The 19,685-nt window shown below is 69.2% G+C and carries 18 protein-coding genes; 12 read left to right on the top strand and 6 right to left on the bottom strand.

Annotated elements, in window-relative coordinates:
- The first annotated feature begins 7 nt into the window (after positions 1-7).
- From HCA58_RS08930 to HCA58_RS08895, 8 genes are read left to right on the top strand one after another with little or no spacing between them, the layout of a single operon-like run.
- On the top strand, positions 8-910 hold the full coding sequence (locus HCA58_RS08930) for a branched-chain amino acid ABC transporter permease (RefSeq protein WP_169597305.1): 903 nt from the start codon (positions 8-10) through the stop codon (positions 908-910).
- Entirely contained in the window at positions 910-2,757 is a 1,848-nt protein-coding gene (locus HCA58_RS08925; protein ID WP_169597304.1) for a branched-chain amino acid ABC transporter ATP-binding protein/permease, read from the top strand. Before HCA58_RS08930 ends, HCA58_RS08925 begins: the two co-directional genes overlap by 1 nt.
- Entirely contained in the window at positions 2,754-3,521 is a 768-nt protein-coding gene (locus HCA58_RS08920) for an ABC transporter ATP-binding protein (RefSeq protein WP_169597303.1), read from the top strand. Before HCA58_RS08925 ends, HCA58_RS08920 begins: the two co-directional genes overlap by 4 nt.
- A complete protein-coding gene (locus tag HCA58_RS08915; RefSeq protein ID WP_169597302.1) occupies positions 3,518-4,750 on the top strand; it encodes a Gfo/Idh/MocA family oxidoreductase in 1,233 nt (410 codons plus the stop codon). Before HCA58_RS08920 ends, HCA58_RS08915 begins: the two co-directional genes overlap by 4 nt.
- Before the next feature lie 44 nt (positions 4,751-4,794).
- A complete protein-coding gene (locus HCA58_RS08910) occupies positions 4,795-5,835 on the top strand; it encodes an aromatic ring-hydroxylating dioxygenase subunit alpha (RefSeq protein ID WP_169597301.1) in 1,041 nt (346 codons plus the stop codon).
- Positions 5,819-7,027 carry a hypothetical protein gene (locus tag HCA58_RS08905; protein ID WP_169597300.1) on the top strand — a complete coding sequence of 403 codons (1,209 nt, stop codon included), beginning with the start codon at positions 5,819-5,821 and terminating at the stop codon, positions 7,025-7,027. The genes HCA58_RS08910 and HCA58_RS08905 overlap by 17 nt, the downstream gene beginning before the upstream one ends.
- Entirely contained in the window at positions 7,024-8,193 is a 1,170-nt protein-coding gene (locus HCA58_RS08900) for a Xaa-Pro peptidase family protein (protein ID WP_169597299.1), read from the top strand. The genes HCA58_RS08905 and HCA58_RS08900 overlap by 4 nt, the downstream gene beginning before the upstream one ends.
- Complete coding sequence (locus HCA58_RS08895; protein ID WP_169597298.1) at positions 8,190-9,443, top strand: amidohydrolase; 1,254 nt, start codon at positions 8,190-8,192, stop codon at positions 9,441-9,443. Before HCA58_RS08900 ends, HCA58_RS08895 begins: the two co-directional genes overlap by 4 nt.
- Positions 9,444-9,490: 47 nt before the next feature.
- Here HCA58_RS08895 and HCA58_RS08890 read toward each other — a convergent pair whose 3' ends face one another.
- Complete coding sequence (locus HCA58_RS08890; protein ID WP_169597297.1) at positions 9,491-10,225, bottom strand: GntR family transcriptional regulator; 735 nt, start codon at positions 10,223-10,225, stop codon at positions 9,491-9,493.
- A 61-nt stretch (positions 10,226-10,286) separates the two neighbouring features.
- On the opposite strand from HCA58_RS08890, the gene HCA58_RS08885 reads away from it, so the two are divergent.
- Positions 10,287-11,639 carry an MmgE/PrpD family protein gene (locus HCA58_RS08885; RefSeq protein ID WP_169597296.1) on the top strand — a complete coding sequence of 451 codons (1,353 nt, stop codon included), beginning with the start codon at positions 10,287-10,289 and terminating at the stop codon, positions 11,637-11,639.
- Positions 11,636-12,925, top strand: coding sequence for an FAD-dependent oxidoreductase (locus tag HCA58_RS08880; protein ID WP_169597295.1), 1,290 nt, complete (start codon positions 11,636-11,638; stop codon positions 12,923-12,925). Before HCA58_RS08885 ends, HCA58_RS08880 begins: the two co-directional genes overlap by 4 nt.
- A 21-nt stretch (positions 12,926-12,946) precedes the next feature.
- Here HCA58_RS08880 and HCA58_RS23145 read toward each other — a convergent pair whose 3' ends face one another.
- Positions 12,947-13,108, bottom strand: a complete 162-nt coding sequence (locus HCA58_RS23145; protein ID WP_205808228.1) for a hypothetical protein — start codon at positions 13,106-13,108, stop codon at positions 12,947-12,949.
- A gap of 330 nt (positions 13,109-13,438) precedes the next feature.
- Here HCA58_RS23145 and HCA58_RS08870 point away from each other — a divergent pair, with 330 nt between their 5' ends.
- Together HCA58_RS08870 and HCA58_RS08865 are read left to right on the top strand one after the other, a co-directional pair.
- Positions 13,439-14,785: a hypothetical protein gene (locus HCA58_RS08870; protein WP_169597294.1), complete on the top strand. Its 1,347-nt coding sequence runs from the start codon at positions 13,439-13,441 to the stop codon at positions 14,783-14,785.
- Positions 14,786-14,964: 179 nt separating this feature from the next.
- Positions 14,965-15,567 (top strand): TetR/AcrR family transcriptional regulator, encoded by a 603-nt coding sequence (locus HCA58_RS08865; RefSeq protein WP_169597293.1) that lies wholly within the window; start codon positions 14,965-14,967, stop codon positions 15,565-15,567.
- A gap of 83 nt (positions 15,568-15,650) precedes the next feature.
- Here HCA58_RS08865 and HCA58_RS08860 read toward each other — a convergent pair whose 3' ends face one another.
- From HCA58_RS08860 to HCA58_RS08845, 4 genes are read right to left on the bottom strand one after another with little or no spacing between them, the layout of a single operon-like run.
- Positions 15,651-16,724, bottom strand: coding sequence for an ABC transporter ATP-binding protein (locus tag HCA58_RS08860; protein WP_169597292.1), 1,074 nt, complete (start codon positions 16,722-16,724; stop codon positions 15,651-15,653).
- Positions 16,721-17,707 carry an ABC transporter ATP-binding protein gene (locus HCA58_RS08855; protein WP_169597291.1) on the bottom strand — a complete coding sequence of 329 codons (987 nt, stop codon included), beginning with the start codon at positions 17,705-17,707 and terminating at the stop codon, positions 16,721-16,723. The genes HCA58_RS08860 and HCA58_RS08855 overlap by 4 nt, the downstream gene beginning before the upstream one ends.
- The gene (locus tag HCA58_RS24005) at positions 17,704-18,636 is read right to left on the bottom strand and encodes an ABC transporter permease (protein ID WP_346775923.1); all 933 of its coding nucleotides are present in this window, start codon (positions 18,634-18,636) and stop codon (positions 17,704-17,706) included. Before HCA58_RS24005 ends, HCA58_RS08855 begins: the two co-directional genes overlap by 4 nt.
- On the bottom strand, positions 18,633-19,682 hold the full coding sequence (locus HCA58_RS08845) for an ABC transporter permease (protein WP_205808106.1): 1,050 nt from the start codon (positions 19,680-19,682) through the stop codon (positions 18,633-18,635). Before HCA58_RS08845 ends, HCA58_RS24005 begins: the two co-directional genes overlap by 4 nt.
- Between the last annotated feature and the right edge of the window lie 3 nt (positions 19,683-19,685).

Here is a 19,685-nt window from a genome sequence, read left to right as displayed (position 1 = left end):
CGGACTGATGGAAACACTCGTGCAGGTACTGATCATCGGCGGCACCGTCGGCTCGTTCTACGCACTGGTCGCGCTGGGCTACACGATGGTGTACGGGATCGTACGTCTGATCAATTTTGCCCACGGTGATCTGGTCATGGTGGCCTCCTTCATCGGCTGGGTGATGCTCGAACAGGCGTGGGTCCAGGCGATGCCGACGCTGCTGGGAATCCTGCTGGCCGCGGGTGTTGCCATCGCTGGGACCGCCCTACTGTCGTTGACCCTGCTCCGCCTGCTGTACGCCCGCCTCATCGGCCGCTCGACCCTGGGATTCCTGCTAGTGACGCTGAGTGTGGCGTTCGCCATGGAGGAGATCATCAAACTGATCTTCGGCGCCCGGGAACGGGCCTACCCGAACTACTCCCTGGCCACCGAGACGATCACCATCGGTGCAATTCGCCTCGCCGGCATGGACCTGGTCGTGATCGGGCTGGCCGGCACGCTGATGGTCGGAATGATCTGGTTCGCACAGCGGACCATGACCGGCGCCGCGATGCGGGCCCTGGCCATCGACCACGACGCCGCCAGGTTGATGGGTGTCAATGTTACTGCGCTCATCGCTGCGGCGTTCGCCATCGGCGCGGCGCTGGCCGCGGTGACCGGCGTGTTGTCCGGGGTGTACTACGGCCGGATCTCCTTCGACATGGGCTTCATGTTGGGCCTGAAGGCGTTCACCGCGGCCGTGGTCGGCGGTATCGGCAACATCGGCGGCGCGGTTCTGGGCGGGCTGGTCATCGGGGTGCTCGAAGCGCTCGTCCAGGGCTACCTCGCCGGGGCCTGGTCGGACGCCTTCATCTTCGGCGCCCTGATCCTGGTGCTGTACCTGCGACCGCAGGGCATCCTCGGCGAACGGGTGGCGGTGCGGGCCTGATGACACGAACCCTGCTGAACCGGTCGCGGCGACACGTCGCCACCACCTGGCCCACTTCCGTGCTGGCCATCCTCGGCCTGGCGCTGGCCGGCGTCGCCCTGTTGAACGCCTACGGCTCGGACTACGTCACCACCGTCGCCGTCGGTGTCGCCACCTACGCGGTGCTCGGACTCGGCCTGAACGTAGTGATGGGCTACGCCGGCCTGCTGGACATGGGATACGCCGCGTTCTTCGCCATCGGCGCGTACACCTCGGCGATCTGCGGCGTGCACCTCGGCCTCGACTTCTTCGCCTCCATCCCGATCGCCATCGCCGTCACTGCCCTGGCCGGGGTGTTGATCGGCTATCCCACCCTGCGACTACGCCCCGACTACCTGGCGATCGTCACTATCGGCTTCGGAGAACTGGTCCGGACCATCGCCAACAACTGGGATTACGTCGGAGCCAGCCGCGGCCTCTACCCGCTGCCCATCCCGGAGCTGTTCGGGTTCACCTTCCACAGTCCGATCCGCCAGGCACTGCTCGCGTTCGCGCTACTCGCTGTCGCGGTCGTGTTGGTCAACCGGCTCGGTCGTTCGCACATCGGTCGGGCCTGGCGGGCGATCCGGGACGACGACTTCGTCACCGAGTCGGTCGGCCTACCCACCCTCCGTCTCAAGATCGGCGCCTATGTCGCCGGCGGCGCGGTCGGCGCCCTCGCCGGATCGATCTTCGCCGCCCGGTCGGTGGCGATCGACCCCACCAACTTCGAACTGATGCTCTCCGTTCAGTTGATCATGGTGGTGGTCCTGGGTGGCCTTGGTAGCACCGTCGGTGTTCTCGGCGCGTCCCTGGTCTTCGTCGCCCTGCCGGAGATCCTGCGTTCCATCCAGGACTATCGGCTACTCGTCTTCTCCGTCGCCGTCATCATCCTGATCGAACTTCGCCCGAGAGGGCTGGTCCCGGAACGATCCGTCCTCCCGCCGGCCGCCGCCCTGGCAGCAGCGAGAACGACGCCCGCCACTACGACCAGCCCTCCCTCAGCGGCCGCGACGCAGGCCACCACCGCCACACCCGAAGAACCCGCACCACTGCTGAGGGCGACAGGCATCACGAAACGCTTCGCCGGGCTCGTCGCGTTGGACGACGTCAGCCTCACCGTCGAGGCGGGCCGGGTCGTCGGCATCATCGGACCCAACGGCGCCGGCAAGTCGACGCTGATCAACGCGATCACCGGAGTGCACCGCGCCACCAGTGGTCGAGTCGAACTACGCGGCCGCGACATCACCCGACTCGCTCCACACCGCATCGCCCGGCTGGGCGTGTCCCGCACCTTCCAGACCACCCGGTTGATCGACCAGATGGCCGTGCTGGACAACGTCACCGTGGCCGCCTACGCGACCACCGACCTCGGCCTACGGCACGCGTTGTTCGCCCCCCGGACGGTGCGCCACCGCGACTTCACCGCCGCCGTCCGGGCCTGGCACCAACTCGACCAGGTGGGGCTGACCGAGGCGGCCGCCCGTCGCCCCGGCAGCCTCTCCTACGCCGACCGTCGCCGGGTCGAACTGGCTCGCGCCATGATCATGGAGCCCAGCCTGCTGATCCTCGACGAACCGGCGGCGGGTATGAACCCGAAAGAGAAGGCCGACCTGACCCGGCTCCTACGGACCGTGGCCGCCTCCGGAGTGGCCGTGCTGCTGATCGAACACGACATGCCACTGGTAACCGCTGCCGCCGACGAGGTGGTCGTGCTCGATCAGGGGCGGATCCTCGCCACCGGCGCCCCCACCGAGGTCCTTGCCCTGCCCGAGGTGATCGAGGCATACCTCGGGCACCCGACCGACGACGAGGAGCCCGACCGATGACGATCCTGTCCGCTACGGGCCTGCATCTGGGCTACCACGGCCTGGCAGTCGTCCACGATGTCAGCTTCGACCTGCGGCGCGGCGAGGTAGTCGCGCTACTCGGCCCCAACGGCGCCGGCAAAACCACCATCATGAAGGCGATCTCCGGTCTCATCCGGCCATCACACGGACGCATCCTGCTTGATGGGATCGACCTCGCCGGCCTGCCGGCGCACCGGATCGTCTCACTCGGACTCCGCCACGTACCAGAGGGTCGGCGGGTCTTCGGGTCGATGAGCGTGGCCGAGAACCTGCGCCTGGGCGGCTACACCATGCGTCGTCACCCCGCCGACATCCGGGACCGCATCGACGAGGTCTACCAGCTGTTCCCGATCCTCGGGCAGCGCGCACAGCAACTCGCCGGCACCCTCTCCGGCGGAGAGCAGCAGATGCTCGCCGTCGGCCGGGCCTTGATCACCCGTCCACTGGTGCTCGCACTGGACGAACCATCCCTCGGCCTGTCCCCTCGGATGTCCCAAGAGATCCTGTCCACCGCCCGACGACTGGCCCGGAACGGCACAGCGGTGCTGCTGGTGGAGCAGAACATTCGCGAGGCGCTGCGCATCGCCGACCGTGCCCACGTGTTGGAACTTGGTCGGATCGTGCTCAGCGGCACCGGCGCGGACCTGGCCCGAGACCCCCGGGTCGAGGCCACCTACCTGGGTGGACAGTCAGCCGGCGACGTCAGTCCCGGCCCCGACACCACACCGGAGGAACCACGATGAGCACTGTGACCGTCGCCCTGGTCGGCTGCGGTGGGATGGGTCTGCGCCACCTCAAGGCGTACGCCGCGCTGCACGCCGCCGGCAACACCGACGTCCGGTTGACCGCGCTCTGCGACGGTGACGAGCACCGCCGGGAAGCGGCCGTCACCGAATACCTCGACCTGACCGGAGAAACTCTGCCCAGCGTCGCGGCCATCGAGGACCTTCCTGCCCTGGGGCAGCAGGTCGACGCGGTGGACATCGCCGTCCCGACCCATCTGCACGCACCGCTGGCTGCCCTGGCCTTCGACCAGGGCCACCACGTCCTGGTGGAGAAGCCCATCGCGTTGACCATCTCCGACGCCCGTGCCATGGCCACGGCGGCACAGCGAGCCGGCCGGGTCCTCGCCGTCGCAGAGAACTTTCGCCGGGTCGCCGGCAACCGCGCCGTGCAGGACTTCATCGCCTCTGGCCTGATCGGCACGCCGTACTTCACCACCGCACAGTTGTCACTGCCGGCCTCGCTGCTCCACCCGCAGGGCGGCGGTGAATGGTACCGCGACCGATCGAGGTCCGGCTCACTCGTCGCGCTGGAGATGGGCGTGCACGAGATGGATCTGCTCCAGTACTGGTTTGGTCCGGCGGTGACGGTCTCCGCCTCGGTGCACACCTACGAACCGCAGGCCGTCCTGGCGGACGGGCGTCGGGTGCCGGTCACCAGCGAGGACAGCTGCTTCGGTCACGTCTCGTTCGCCGCAGGGGTGCACGCCCAGATCGTCCTCACCATGGCCGGTCACGGTGAGGTGATCGGTAACCGCCTGTTGGTGGGCTCCACCGGCAGCCTCACCTCGACCTGCTGGGAGAACTGGCAGGGTGGCTGGCTCACCACCGACGACGGTTCCCGCCACCGCATCGACGACCGCATCCGGCAGTGGGTCGCCACGCTACCCGCCGGCACCCGGACACGCCTCTTTCCCACCGGCACGTGGAACCCGGCGGACCTCACCGTCGACGTGACAGATCCGGTCCGATACGGCATCGCTCACGAGATCGTCGACTTCGCGCACGCGATACGCACCGGCAGCCCACCGGAGACCGGCGCACCCGAAGCCATCCAGGCACTCGCGGGCGCTGTCGCTCTCCTTGAGTCATCGGCCGCCCGTGCCGAGGTCGCCGTCGCCGATGTTCTCGACGGCACCGTCGCGGCCTGGCAGCGGTCACTGGATCGCATAGCCATCCCAACCGTCTGACCCACTGGGCCGCACAGCGGCCACCACCCTCACGGAGCCCGAGAATGTCAAGCCCCTCACCGGAATCCATTGCCGGCTACCTGTCCGCGATGCGACCGTTCTGGCACCCGGTCCTGCGGTCGGTGGATCTGACCGACCGACCCATACACGTCGTCCTACTCACCGAGTCGATCGTCCTATCCCGGCTCGACGGCGAGGTCAGCGCGCTGACGAACGTGTGCCGGCACCTCGGCGCGGCGCTGACCCTCGGCGACATCGTCGACGGTCGGGTGTTGCGCTGCCGGTACCACGGTTGGCAGTACGACCGCACCGGCCGCTGCGTGGACATCCCCCTGCGCGGCGAGGAGAAGATCCCCGCTCAGGCCCGTGTCCGGCGCTACCACGCTCAGGAGCGATACGGCCTCATCTGGCTCTGCCTGGCCGACGAACCACAGGGCGACCTGCCGCCGTACCCAGAGTTCGAGGATCCCGAGTTCCACCGCAACGAGCTGGTGCAGCATGCCGAGTGGCGGGCTAGTGTGCCGCGCCTGGTGATGGCGGCCCTCGACGACACACACTTCTCCTGGGTCCATCCGGACGTACTGGGCCTGGCCGGTCAGCCCCGCCTGCCCCAGCGGTTGGGCGACCGACCGGTGGTGGTGTCCGAGGCAGGAGTGCTCACCTCGCGGTACCGCACCAGCATGCCGGAGAGCCCGATGGTCGCCGAGAGCCGAGCCGATCGCGGTCCACTACGCACCGTGGACGTCGAGTTCACGAACGTCGCCACGGTGAACTCGATGAAGAACGTCATCTACTCCGATGCCGGTGTCTCGGTCACCTGGAACGTCTACCAGCCGGTGTCCCACGACCGGACCATCTCCTTCACCCAGCTGTCCCGCACCTACGACCAAGACCCGGCCCACGACGGGCTGTGGGAGGAGTTCAACCTCGGCATCAAGGAACAGGATCGGGCGATCGTGGAAAGCCAGCAGCCCTGGCTGCTACCCCCACTCAAGGCACAGATGATCCTCTACCTGCGCCCGGAGGACATCCCGTTGGTCGAATTCCAGAAGCTGATGGAGCGGCTCGATGTCCCCCAGATCTGAACCGCCGATCACCGCTCTGGTCCTCCGCGGTGGCCAGGTCGCCACAGAGCACGGCACGGCGCGAGCGGACGTACTCGTGGTCGGTGACCGGATCGCGACGGTCGACGCGGACCTGGGCCGGATCGACCTGCCCGGAGTTCCGGTCGTCGAACACGACGTTACCGGCAAGCTCGTCCTGCCCGCCCTCGTCGACCAGCACTCCCACCCCACCGGCGGGGGCGGTGGAGGCGGTCCCCACACCCAGAGCCTGCCGATCCTGTTCGATCGCTACACCATCGCCGGCATCGGTACGGTGGTCGGCTGCCTGGGGCACGACACCGTGGTACGCGGCCACGAAACGCTGCTGGCCCGGGTTCACGCGCTACGGGCACAGGGCCTCAACGCCTACTTGTTCACCGGCGAGATCGGTCACCCGCCCAGGACCCTGACCGGCACGATCCGCCGCGACCTCGCCCTGTTCACCGAGGTACGCGGAGTCAAGGCGGCCGTCGGTGAGGTCGGTGCCGTCGGCACCGTCGACGAGTTGCGGCTACTGGCCGGTGAGGTCGCCCGGGGCAGCAGAACCGGCGGCAAGCCCGCCGTGCTGCATCTGCACCTCGGTGCTGAACCGGCCGCCGTCACCTTGATCAGCCGGGCAGTCGCCGACGGTACGGTACCCGCCGCGATGCTCACCGTCACCCACGTCAACTGGAACCCGCGGGTGCTCGCCGCAGCGACCGACCTGGCGCACTGCGGCGTCAACGTCGATGTCACGGCCTGCATCACCCCGGACTATTTCCCCGGTGCGGTACCCCCACACCGCGCCGTCGCTGAACTTCTCGAACAGGTGCCGGCGGACCAGATCACCGTGACCTCCGACGCCGGAGGCTCACACCCGCACGACGGCACCCTGGTCCCCCACCAACCGGCTCTACTGCTCGACGTACTACGCCGCTGCCTCGCCGAACGGATCGTCCCGGCACATGTGCTGGCCGGCATCTTCGCCGGCCACGCGGCCCGCCGGCTGGGCCTGACCGGCATCGGAGCCTGCGTACCGGGCTCCCGCGCCGACCTGCTCGTCCTCGACGACACCGGCCAGCACCCCATTTCGCTGCTGCTCGCGGGGCGGCTGGTCGTGCGGTGCGGTGTCGCCACCGTCACCGACCCCGTCGGAGAGGCAATCTCACCGGAAACCGCGGAGGCCATGGCATGACCGACGAACCGACCCGGACTGTCCCGGTACACGTGTACCAGGACCGGATCGCGCGCATCCGGAGGGAGTGTGCCGAGCAGGGACTCGCCGGCCTCCTGCTGGTCGACCAGGCGTCGCTGTTCTACCTGTTCGGCTATGACCAGATCGGCTATTGGGTCTTCCAGGTCGTCTACCTGCCGGCCGAGCAGGCCCTGCCTCCTGGAGCGATCTGCCGCGCCCCGGACGAGCACATGATCCGGGGCACCGGCCTGATCGACGACGTGCGCGTCTGGTACGACGAGTCGCCACGGACCCCCGGGCAGCTCGTCGCCGACCTGTTACGCGACCGGCAGGTTCCGTCCGGCGCGCGAGTCGGCATCGAGCTGTTCAGTCACGCGCTGCTGCCCGGCTACCACGAGGACCTCCGCCGGTACCTCGACGGACGCATCGTGCTTACCGACGCCTCACGCGTCGTGGGTGACCTGCGAGTGATCAAGGACGACCATGAGATCGCCTGGTTCCGGCAGGCCGCCCACCAGCTCGACGCGGCTTTCCGGGTCACCGGCAACGTAGTAGGTGCCGGCGTTCCGGAGACTGAGGTGCACCGCGCCATCGTCGACGAACTGTACCGGCTCGGGGGTGACCCACCAGCGATTCCACCACCAATCGCCTCCGGCCCCCGCACCCTGACCCAGACCCACGGGGCGGCTACCACCCGCCGGATTCGAGCCGGAGAGTCGGTAGTGGTGGAGATCGGTGCGGCGTCCAATCGCTACCATGCGGTCGGCGCCTTCAGTTACTGCCTCGGCCCACCTGATCCATCGGTCGCACATCTGCACGACGTCATGGTGGAGTCCCTCGAAGCCGGTTTCGCCGCGTTCGTACCGGGACAACCGATCGCAGAAGTCAGCCGACTCGTTCAAAGCCAACTCACCACGCGAGGTGTGTCCCGTGCCGGTCGGCACGTAGGCTACGGCACCGGCGTCGGATTCCCGCCCACCTGGCTGGAGAACCTCCGGATCAAGGTCACTGAATCACGCGTGTTCGCGCCAGGCATGACCTTCTTCTACTTCATCGGACTGCCCGGCCCCGACGGAGGCAGCCTCTACATCGGAGAACCGGTGCTCATCACCCCGACCGGTCACGAACGGGTGGCACCGCTGGACTACGAGAACTGGATCCGGTGAACGACGAGGTCACGACACGCCGCGCGGTGCACTCCGTACCCGAACCGGGGTTCGGCGAGTACCAGACCACCTGCCTGATCGCGGCACGGCTGGGTGAGCTCGGCGCCGACATCGGGCTCGGGTGCGAGATCCTGGTCCCCGAGCTACGCATGGGAATCCCCGACGATGTCGACCGGCGGTGGCAACAGGCCCTCGACGACGGCTGCGACCCGGAGATCATGGCGGCGCTCGTGGGCGGCTTGACCGGGGTGGTCGGCACATTCCACGGCCAACGGCCAGGTCGCGTCGTAGCGGTGCGCGCCGACATCGACGCGTTGCCACTGACCGAGAGCGACAGTGACGACCATCTCCCGCACCGGCTCGGGTTCGCCTCCACCCGGCCGACGGCCATGCACGCCTGCGGACACGACGGCAACACCGCTATCGTTCTCGGCCTGGCCCGCCGACTCGCCGACCGGAACTTCGCCGGCACCATCAAGCTGCTCTTTCAACCCGCCGAGGAAGGTTTACGGGGTGGTCGTGCGATGGCCGCATCGGGTGTGCTCGACGACGTCGACGATCTCATCTGCATTCACCTGGGACTTGGTGCGGCAACCGGCACCGTGTATCCACGAACCGACGGAGCGCTCGCCTCGGTCAAGCTGCGGGCCACCTTCACCGGCATCGCCGCGCACGCCGGCCTGGCCCCGGAAAGGGGGCGCAGCGCCCTACTCGCCGCCGCAGCAGCAGCATTGTCGGTGCACTCCGTCGGCCAGCACGGCCGCGCCACCACCCGGGTCAACGTGGGAGCATTGCACTGTCCGGGCGGGTCGAACATCGTGCCGGCGACAGCCACGCTGCTGCTGGAGGCACGCGCCGACGACACCGAGGCCTGCGACCTGTTGGTCACCCGCATCACCGCAGCGCTACAGGGCAGTGCGACGGCCTACGGGGTGACCTGTGCGCTGGAGACCGTCGGGCAGGCCCCAGCGGTGCGCTGCGACGCCGACCTCGCCGCTCGGGTGGCGGAGGCAGCCCGACAGGTCTCCAGCGTGACCCGGGTCGGTGACTCCCTCACCGACCGGGCCAGCGACGACGCCGCCTGGCTGTTGGACCGGGTTCGAACCCATGGCGGGCGCGGGACCTACGTCGTCATCGGCTCAGACCTGGCCGGCGGTCACCACGAACCCAGTTTCGACTTTGACGAGTCGGCGCTGCGGATCGGTGTCGACTTGCTTGACCGGGTGGTCCGGACGCTGGGCGAGCCGTGACCACCCGGCTCCGGCCGGGCCACCGGCACCAGCGCGATCTCTGCCGTTCAGGTGGTCTCGACCGTCCGGCCCGCGCCCGCCATAGCCCGCCACCTGTTGGCGGACAGTTCCTGCGCACCGGGGAAACGATCAGCGAGCATCCGCAGCAGGGCCTTCAGCTCGCCGTCTCGGTGGGCGTTCTGCAGCAGGACGACCCGCGCGACGTCACCCTCGGCGGCGGCGTCAACGATCGCGTCGTGCTCGCTGGCGCTTGCTGCTGCGCTGTCGAGATCCCTCAGATAGAGGGCCCGGTACGCATCGGCGTTCCACGCCTGCCGGATCGAGGTCACCAACTGCTCGTGTCCGGGCGACTCGAACAGCCGGAAGTGCAGTTCACGGTTGGCGTAGGTGGCGGTCACCCGGTTGCCCTCTGCAAGCGCACGGGTCACCACCTCGGCCGAGGCGCGCAGTCCGGCAATGTCGGCCGGGGTGAGCGTCGGCACGGCGAGCGCGGCGGCTTCCGACTCCAGCAATTCCCGAATGCGGTACAGGTCGAAAAGGTCCTCCAGGCGCATCTCCGGGACGCAGTAGCCCCGATGCGGCTCGTAGATGACCTGCTGCTCGCCCTCAAGAATGCGCAGGGCATCACGGACCGGTGCCCGGCTAACCCCGAGCGTCTTGGAGATGCCGTCGACATTGAGGCGAGATCCGGCCGGATAGTCACCCTCCAGCAGCGCCCGCCGCAGCTCCGACAGCACCGCCTCGACCTGGGTCGGCGGCTTCTGGAAGGGCCTGCTCGACATCGGAACTCCTCCAATTGATCGACGACGCAAGATTGAATCCTGGATCCAAAGGAGCATATCAGTGAACAGCGATAGAGTCGCCCTCCGAGTCGCCGATATGAGCTTCGACGCCATTCCGCAGGCCGCCCGTCAACGTGCCAGGGAACGACTGCTAGACACGATCGGCACCGCCCTCGGTGGCGCCGCCACCAAGGCCGCCCGGATGGCTGCTGCAGCCATGACCGATCCGGGCGAGGCGAGTACCCTCATTCCGGGTGCTCCGACTCGGACCGAAACCGCCGCCGCCTTCGTCAGCGCCGTCTCTGCCAGCGCCCTCGACTACGACGACGGGCACTACCTGGGCGGGGCTATCCACCCCTCGTCGGTCATCGTCCCCACAGTTCTCGTGGCGGCCTCCACGCGCCCGGTGGACCTGCCCACCTTCCTCGCCGCGCAAGTCGCCGGCTTCGAGGTCGCGGTCCGTGCCGCGCATCTGCTCTGGCCGCGCCACGAGACCAATCGCTGGTTCTGCACCGGTACCGCCGGGGCGGTGGGCGCGGCGGCGGCAGCCGCGAAGGTACGCGGCGGCGACGCCGACACCATCCGCCGCGCGATGCTGATCGCCTGGGCCCACGCCCCCATCTCGGCACTCCAGTGGCCAACGGTCAAAGAAGCGATCGGGTGGTCCGCCGCGACCGCGGTCACCGCGTGCCGGTTGGCCGAACAGGGTTGGATGGCGATACCGCACGAGACCGCTCCAGCCCTCGCACCGACCATCTTCCCACCCACACCGTTCGACGAGCCACACGCGGCCGGCGACCCGTTCGTGGACTCCCTCGGCAGCACCTTCGAGATCGAACGCTCCTACCTGAAACCGCACGCAGCCTGCCGCTACACCCACACCGCCGCAGATGCGTTGAACGACCTGCTCGCCGACGGGCTACGCGCCCACCACATCCACTCCATCAGGGTGGCCACCCACCACTGGGCCACCTTCCTCACCCACCGCCGTCCACCTTCGCTGGAACACGCGCAGTACAGCTACCCCTTCGTGCTCGCCGCACTCGCCGTCCACGGCCAGGCCGGACCGGACCAGATCGCCGAGCACCGCCTCCACGATCCAGCGATTCTCGACATCGCCTCCCGGGTCAAGGTCGTCCACGACCCGGAGCTCGACGTTCACCTGCCCCAGCACTACGGCACCCAACTCGACATCCATCTCACCGACGGCACGACGATGCGGCTTGAGCCTCGTCTGGTCGCCAGGGGCGATCCCGCCGACCCGATGAGCACGGCCGAGCAGGACGACAAGTTCGCCGGCCTGGTCACACCACTGTCGACTGTCGCGACGGACCGCCTCCGGCAGGCCCTCGCCGATGGCAGCGACACCACCGTCTTCTGGCGCGCCATCGCCCGTGCCGGGCGCGAGCAGTGAGCACGCTGCGCCTTGCCGTCGTGGGCGCCGGCCCCGCCGGCGCCTACACCACGGCCGCGTTGCTCGCTCAGCTCGGCGGTGACCTCGAGGTCGACCTGCTCGACCGGCTGCCCACCCCCTGGGGGCTGGTGCGTTCCGGTGTGGCCCCCGACCACCCGCAGATTCGAACCGTCAGCCGGGTCTTCGAACGCACCCTCGACCACCCCGCCGTGCGGTTCCTCGGCGGCGTCGAGGCCGGCCCACTGCTCACACACGACGATCTCCGTGAGCACTACGACGCCGTTGTCTACGCCACCGGCGCACCCTCCGACCGGCAGCCAGACATTCCCGGCGTCGAGCTGCCCGGCAGCATCACCGCCGGCCGCCTCGCCCGCTGGTACAACGCACACCCGGCCGCCGCAGACGAACGGCTCGACCTCGACGTCGACCAGGCCGTCGTCGTCGGCAACGGCAACGTCGCGCTCGACTGCGCCCGTATCCTCGTCCGCGATCCGGTCCAACTGCAGAGCACCGACATCGCCGATCCGGCTCTCTCCGCTCTCGCCGGTAGCCGGATCCGGCACGTGGTGGTGCTCGGTCGCCGCGCTCCCGCCCACGCCGCATTCACCCACGCCGAACTCCAGGAGTTGGGCCGGCTGCCCGGTGTCGACGTCACCATCGACGCACCGTCGCTCGACGGCACCGGCCCGTCGCTCGACACCCTGCGCGCGCTCGCCAACCGGCCGGGCTCTCCCCACAACCGCCGACTCACCCTGCGCTTCCAGGTCGCACCGGTCGCGGTCCGCGGAGACGCCCGTGTCGACGCCCTCGACATCGTCCACACCGAACTACGCGACGGGCAGTTTCATCCCACCGACAGAACAGAACGGCTTGACTGCGGACTTGTCGTGCACGCTGTCGGATTCCGCGGCCGCCCAATTCCCGGCCTGCCCTTCGACGACCGGCTGGGCCGGATCCCACACACCGCCGGCCGCGTCGCCCCTGGAACCTACGTGGCGGGTTGGGCGAAGCGGGGTCCGGCCGGCGTCGTCGGTTCCAACAAGCGCTGTGCCGTCGAGACCGTCGCAGCCGTCCTCGAGGACCTGCGCACCGGCAACCTTCGCGCCCATGGCCACGACCGGGAAGTCACACTCGCGTTCCTCCGGGACCGCAACCCCTATCTGACCACCCGCGAGGGCTGGCGGCGCATCGACGCGGCGGAGGTGGCCGCCGGGGTGAGCACCGGCCGACCCCGGGTGCGTTTCCCCACCCTCTCCGGGCTGCTGGCCGCTGCCGGGCGCTACTAAGAGGTCGCGCAGATAGGTGGTTCATGGCCGGCGGGTGGGGCGGGTGTCCCACCGGTACAGGATCCACGCTTGACGGATGAGGCCACGGATGGTGATGACGGCGTCCAACTGGGTCCACTCGTCGCGGCGGTTGCGGATCGTGGTGGCCGAGCAGGTCGAGTGATGAGATCCAGGTCTGCCCATGCATCGATCCACCTCCGTTCTCACCCGCGCCGAGTAGCACCTGGGCGCGACGGTCTCGCCGTGGTCGAGAAACCAGCACGTCATCTCGGTGCAGTCCTCAGGACACAAGAGCATGCTCGTTCCATTGCCGAACGTCCATGGCCACTGATAGCGTTGTTCCCACCTCTACAGTAAATCGATACACTGCGGAGTTGACCTCGTGCACAAGAGACCTGCGGCTGCTGTGGCAACGACCTGGGCGGTCGGGCCCCCGGTGACGACCCGCGCGGTTCGACCCGGTCGTCGTGAGGTCCCGGCACACCACCACCACACCAGAAGGGCAACCACCCCGTGAGAACAGCCCGAATCCGGACGCGGCTCGTCGCGCGCGCCACCGTCATCGGTCTCCTCGCCACCGCCGCGTTCGGCACCATCGCCACCACCGCCAACGCCGGCACCGTCACTCTGGAGAACCCCGGCTTCGAGCAGGGCTACTTCGCTGGCTGGCAGATCGGCCCACCCGACGACGTCGCCCTGTCCGACGTCGGAAGAACCGGTGACCACTCGGCGAAGATCGACGGTAGGCGCGGCCAGATCCGACAGGAAGTCGAGGTCACGCCGCGCACCGACTACACGCTGACCGCCCAGGTACGCGGCCGAGGGATCATCGGAGTCACCGTCGGCGGCCAGGACGTCACCGCCTCCGGTGGCGGTCGCGACTTCGAGAAGGTCAGTGTCGAGTTCAACTCCGGCAACGCCGGTTCCGTCGTGGTCTTCGCGGCCTACGGTGGCAAGACCGGGCGTTTCGACGACTTCACCCTCGACGCGGGCGGCACGGCCCCCACGCCGACGCCCACGCCGACCCCGTCCCCGGGCACCGGCTTCGACCCCACCGTCTGGGACGACTCGGAGGCGGGCGACTACATCCGGTCCAGCGATCCCTACGTGCTCAGCTTCGACGGGCTGGAGCAGTTCACGGTCACCGGCAGTGGCGGAGGCCCCCGCGACGAGCTGAAGACGCCCCAGGCGGCCCGCGTCGCGTCGGATGAGATCTACGAAGCCTTCTCGGCCGACATGACCTTCGACCTCGACGCCGGGGTCAAGCTCATCGCCCACCAGATCCACGCCGGCACCGGCGCGGGATTCTCCACCCAGTTCAAGCTCTACGTCCAGGACTCCAGCCCGCTCGGCATCTTCAAGGGAGAGGGTGAGGGCGGCTTCAGCATCGCCGACTACCCCCTGCTCGAGGGCATTCCCAGCAACGGCGTCTTCGACGTGTACGCCCGGGTGCAGATCCCGGGCTTCGTCAGCGGCGACGGCGAGATCAACGAGGAGATCATCGACCTCGGCACCATCAACAGCGGCGACACCATCCACTACGACTTCGTCAACGACCACGGAGTGATCACGGTCGGCTCGACGATCGGCCAGACGTCTGTCACCTTCACGTACGACATGCAGGATTCTGCCGCGTCGTACATGAAGTTCGGTAGCTACGTCCAGGCCCAGGACGCCGAGAGCGGCTGCAACGTCACGAACGACCTCAACTGCACCTACCCGGGCTGGGAGCCGTACGGCACCGCCACCAACCCGGCGGAGGCAGAGGCGCTGTGGCGGGAGTACTTCGCCGACTCCGACATCGACCGTGCCCAGGTCACCTTCCGCAACGTGGTGCACCGGGGAGGGCCGCTGCAGTAGCGGGCCAGGACAGATGGTGGGGGCGGCGCACGGCACCCGCTTCCGTCCCCACCATCGGCACCCGCCGGTCGCATGCCACGACGACCGCTGGAAGTCGGCACCACCGCCTCTGACTGACTGGGCAGTCAGAGGCGCCCGGCCGTCGTCGACGGAGCCGATGATGGGCTACGGTAGCCGGCGTGACGAGACGTTCCGCCGAGGTACGCCTGGACTCGTTACTGCGAATCGCGTGCGACGTCTTCGTGGAACGCGGCATGGCCAACACCCGCACCGCCGACGTGGCCCGGGCCGCCGGGGTGAGCCAGTCGCTCGTCTTCTACCACTTCGCGACGAAGGAACGTCTGCTCGCCCAGGCCTTCAACTACGCCGCCGAGCAGGAGCTGGCCCGGCTCGAAGAGGTGGTCGTATCCAGCGCCGCGCCGCTGGCCAAGCTCCGGAAAATCCTGAAGCTGTACGCGCCGACCGGCCGTTCGAAGGCCTGGGCGATGTGGATCGACGGCTGGGCGGAGTCGCTGCGGGTGCCGGAGCTGGAGAAGGTGTCCCGGCGGCTGGACCTGCGATGGAAGGAAGCCCTCGAACAGGTCATCACGGCCGGTGTCCTCGACGGCAGCTTCACCTGCGACGATCCGAACGGCGCTGCGTGGCGGATCAACGCCCTCATCGACGGACTGGCCGTCCAGGTCGCCGTCCACGAACGGGTCGTCTCCCGCAAGCAGACCGCCGCCTGGGTACGGCTCAGCGTGTCCCGCGAACTCGGGCTGGCACCCGAACAGCTCGGCTGACCTGGGGTGTCCCGGTCGCCCAACTGCTCCGGCACCCGGTGCGCACCCGACCGGCGCGATCCGGTTGACCTGGTCACAGCCGGTCAGGCCGGCACCGCCCGGTCCGCCGCCGGTCCCGCGTCGGCCGGATCCACCGAGCCGTCAGGTTCGCTAGAGCGGGCCAGCAGGCACGCAGCCGTGTGACCGGCCGCTGCCGGCAACATCCGCAGCGGTTCGGAGCGGCACCGGTCGGCGATCCCCGCCCGGCCGGCCGACCCGTCGCCGAGCGCCGGGCAGCGCGGATGGAACCGGCAGCCGGACGGCACCCGGCTCGGATCGGGTGCCTCGCCGCGTAGGACCACCGGCGCCCGGTGGGTCGACTCGGGAAGCACCGACAACAACGCGCCCGTGTACGGATGCCGGGGCGCGCCGAGGACCTGCTCGGTCGGGCCGGACTCGATGATCCGGCCCAGGTACATCACGGCCAGCCGATCGGCGATGTTCCAGGCCAGCCCGAGATCGTGGGTGACCACGAGCACCGAGAGCCCGAGCTGCTCACGCAGGGACAGCAGCAACGCCAGAATCTCCCCACGGACCGAGGCGTCCAGCGCGGAGACCGGCTCGTCGGCGACGATCACCGCCGGGTCCAGCACGAGCGCACCGGCGATGACGACACGTTGTCGTTGACCACCGGAAAGCTCGTGCGGGTAACGGCTGAAGAAGCGTTCCGCGGGACGCAGCCCCGCCAGTGAGAGCGCCCGGGCCACCTGGTCCCGTTCGTCGCCGGGCAGCCGGTGGATGCGCAGCCCTTCGGCGACCGCCTCGTAGACCGTCCGGCGGGGGTTCAGCGCGCCGCTGGGATCCTGGAGCACCAACTGCACCTGGCGGCGGTACCCACGCAACGCGCGGGTGCCGTACCGCAGTGGTTGGCCGTGCTGGAGCACCTGTCCGCGCCATGGTCGTTCCAGGCCGAGCAACGCGCGGGCCAGGGTGGTCTTCCCGCAGCCGGACTCACCGGCGAGCGCGACGATCTCCCCGCGCCCGATGGCCAGTTCGACGCCGTCGACCGCTCTGATCGGTGGCTGCCCGCTCCGGGTGGTCGCGCCGAACCCCACGTGCAGGTCACGCGCCTCGATGACCGCGCCGTCCGAGGCCGTGTCGACCTGCCGGCTTCTCATCGGATGCCCTCCCTCTCCTGCGTCACGCCGACGTGCACGCAGGCCGCTGTCCGGTCCGGCCCGGCTTCGCGCAGCCGTACGTCGGTTTCCCCGCACACCACCACCGCGTCCGGGCAGCGCGGGTGGAACGGGCAGCCGGACGGCAGCTCCCGCGGGTCGGGCGGATCTCCGGGCAGACCGCGCGGCGCCATCCGGGACGCCGGGTCACCGATCACCGGGAACGCGGCGGCGAGGGCCCTGGCGTACGGGTGGGTGGCGTCGGTGAACAGCCGCCCGCCCGGCCCCTGCTCGACGACCCGGCCGGCGTACATCACGGCCACCCGGTCACACAGGTCGGCGAGCACCGACAGGTCGTGGCTGATCATCAGCAGGCCGACCCCGCGTTCCCGAACCAGGTCGCGTAGCAGGTTCAGAACCTGCGCCTGGACCATCACGTCGAGCGCGGTGGTCGGCTCGTCGGCGACGATCAGCTGCGGGTCGCAAGCCAACGCCATGGCGATCATGACGCGCTGGCGTTGGCCACCGGACAACTCGTGCGGGTACGACCGGACCCGCCAGGCCGGCACGCCCACCTGCTCCAGCAGCTCCGCCGCGCGGGCGGCAGCCCGTCGCGTACCGGCTGCCGGCTCGTGTACCAGGATCGGCTCGGCGATCTGCTGCCCGATCCGGCGGACCGGGTTGAGGCCGTGCATCGCCGCCTGGAACACGATGGAGGCGGTGTTCCAACGCACCGCGCGTAACCGCCCCCACGACATGCTCAGCACGTCCTCGCCGGCCAACCTGACCTGGCCGGTGACCCTCGTCCCGTTCGGCAGCAGCCGCAGTACGGCGCCGGCCAGGGTGGACTTCCCGCAGCCCGACTCCCCGGCGATGCCGACCGTCTCACCGGCCTGTACGTCGAGGTCGACGCCGCGTACGGCGGGCAGGTCCTCGCCGTTGATGCGGTAGGACACCCGAAGGTCCCTGATCTCCAGCAGGTTCATGCCCGTCCCTTCAGCCGCGGGTCCAAGATGCGTTCGGTGGCCCGGCCGCAGAGGTTGAACGCCAACACGGTGGACGCCACCGCCACGCCCGGGAAGATCGCCCACCACCAGGCACCCCGACTGATCGCACCGGCGGAGTAGGCACCGTCGAGGACGGTGCCCCAGGACGGGCGCAGCGGATCACCGAGACCGAGGAAGGACAGGGTGGTTTCGGCCAGGATCGCCAGCGACACGCTGAGCGTGGTGTTGGCGAAGACCACCGGTAGGACGTTGGGCAGCACGTGCCGGGCGATCTGGTGCCAGTGGCCGCCGCCGAGGGCCCGGGCCCGCTCCAGGTAGGGACGTCCCTCGACCGCCATCGCCTGAGCGCGGACGAGTCGGGCCGTACCCGGCCAGGAGGTGATGCCGATGACCACGATCACCGCGATGACCTGCGGCACCGTGGGCCAGCGCACCCGCAGCACCGTGGCCAGCACGATCGCCAACGGCAGGAACGGGATCACCAGGAAGAAGTCGGTGACCCGGTCGAGCAGGCCGCCGGGCCGGCCACGGAAGTGACCGGCGGTGACTCCGACCAGGGTGCCGATCACCATCGAGATGACCGTGGCGGCGAGACCGACCAGCAGCGAGACCCGACTGCCCCAGATGATCAACGCGAGCAGGGACCGCCCGTCCTCGTCGGTGCCGAGCGGATGGTCCACCGAGGGTGCGGCCAGCGGCGGCCCGGACGCCTGGGTGACCCGCAACGACTCCGCGTCCACGAGTACCGGAGCGGTGAGCGCCAGGACCACCCAGCCCAGCATGAGGACCAGGCCGATCATGCCCTCGACGTCCCGACGGTAGGCCGTCCAGAAATGACGAAGGGCGGCCCGGCGACGCTGCCGGGCCAGGGCACGCGCCGTGGGCGGCACGGCCGGCGCGGCGTTCACGACAGCCTGACCCGGGGGTCGAGCAGCGGGTAGAGCAGATCGGCGAGCAGGTTCATCAGGATCACCGTGACCGAGAAGACGAGGAACAGCCCCTGCAGCAGCGGGATGTCCGGGCCGCTGAGCGCCTCGTAGGACAACAGGCCCAGACCGGGCCAGCTGTAGACGGTCTCCACCGTGATCGCGCCGGAGACCACGAATCCGAGGCTGAGGAAGAACAGGGTGAGGGTGGGCAGCAGCGCGTTGGGCAGCGCGTGTCGGGTGAGCACCTGGTCGTCGCGCAGCCCTTTGGCACGGGCGGTGGTGAGGTACTCGGCGTAGCGCTCGTCGAGCACCGACGAGCGCATGATCAGGGCGTACTGGGCAATGTAGACAAGGGTCAACGTGGTGCACGGCAGCACCAGATGCCAGAGCGTGTCCAGGACGGGATCCACCCCGCCACGCGGGTCGGTCATGCCGCCACCCGGAAAGATGTTCAGTCCGGCGGGTGAGGCGAACACGAGTAACAGCAGCAGCCCCAGCCACCACTCGGGTAGCGAGTACAACCCGATCGCCACACCGGTACTGCCCTTGTCGAACGCCTGGCCGTGTCGCCAGCCGGACCGGGCCCCGAGCCAGATGCCGACCAGCGCAGCGAGCACCAGGGCGGTGCCGGACAGCAGCAGCGTGGGCCACAGCCGGTCGGCGATGAGCTCGACGACCGGTCGGTTGCCCTGGGACCAGGAGTCGCCGAGGTTGCCCCGCAGCGTCTCCCGGAGGTACTTGCCGAACTGCACCGGCCAGGGGTCGTCGAGGCCGAGTTCGTCGCGTAGCTGCGCCAGGCGCTCCGGGTTGGCCTGCCGCCCACGCAGGAAGGTCTTCGCGGGGTCGCCGGGCATCATCCGGAACAGCACGAAGTTGAAGACCAGGACGAAACCGAGGGTGAGGCTCGCGCCGACGAGTTTGCGCAGCACCCAACGGCCGGTGCCGGCCCGGAGGCGACGCCGTGGGGCACCGCCTCCGGGCTGCGCGCCGGGAGCCGCGTCGGCGTCGGTCGCCGTGCTCGCCACCGG

It is taken from the genome of Micromonospora sp. HNM0581 (genome assembly GCF_012726175.1).
Taxonomy (GTDB): Bacteria; Actinomycetota; Actinomycetes; order Mycobacteriales; family Micromonosporaceae; genus Micromonospora.
This window is presented reverse-complemented; position numbering and strand designations above follow the sequence as displayed.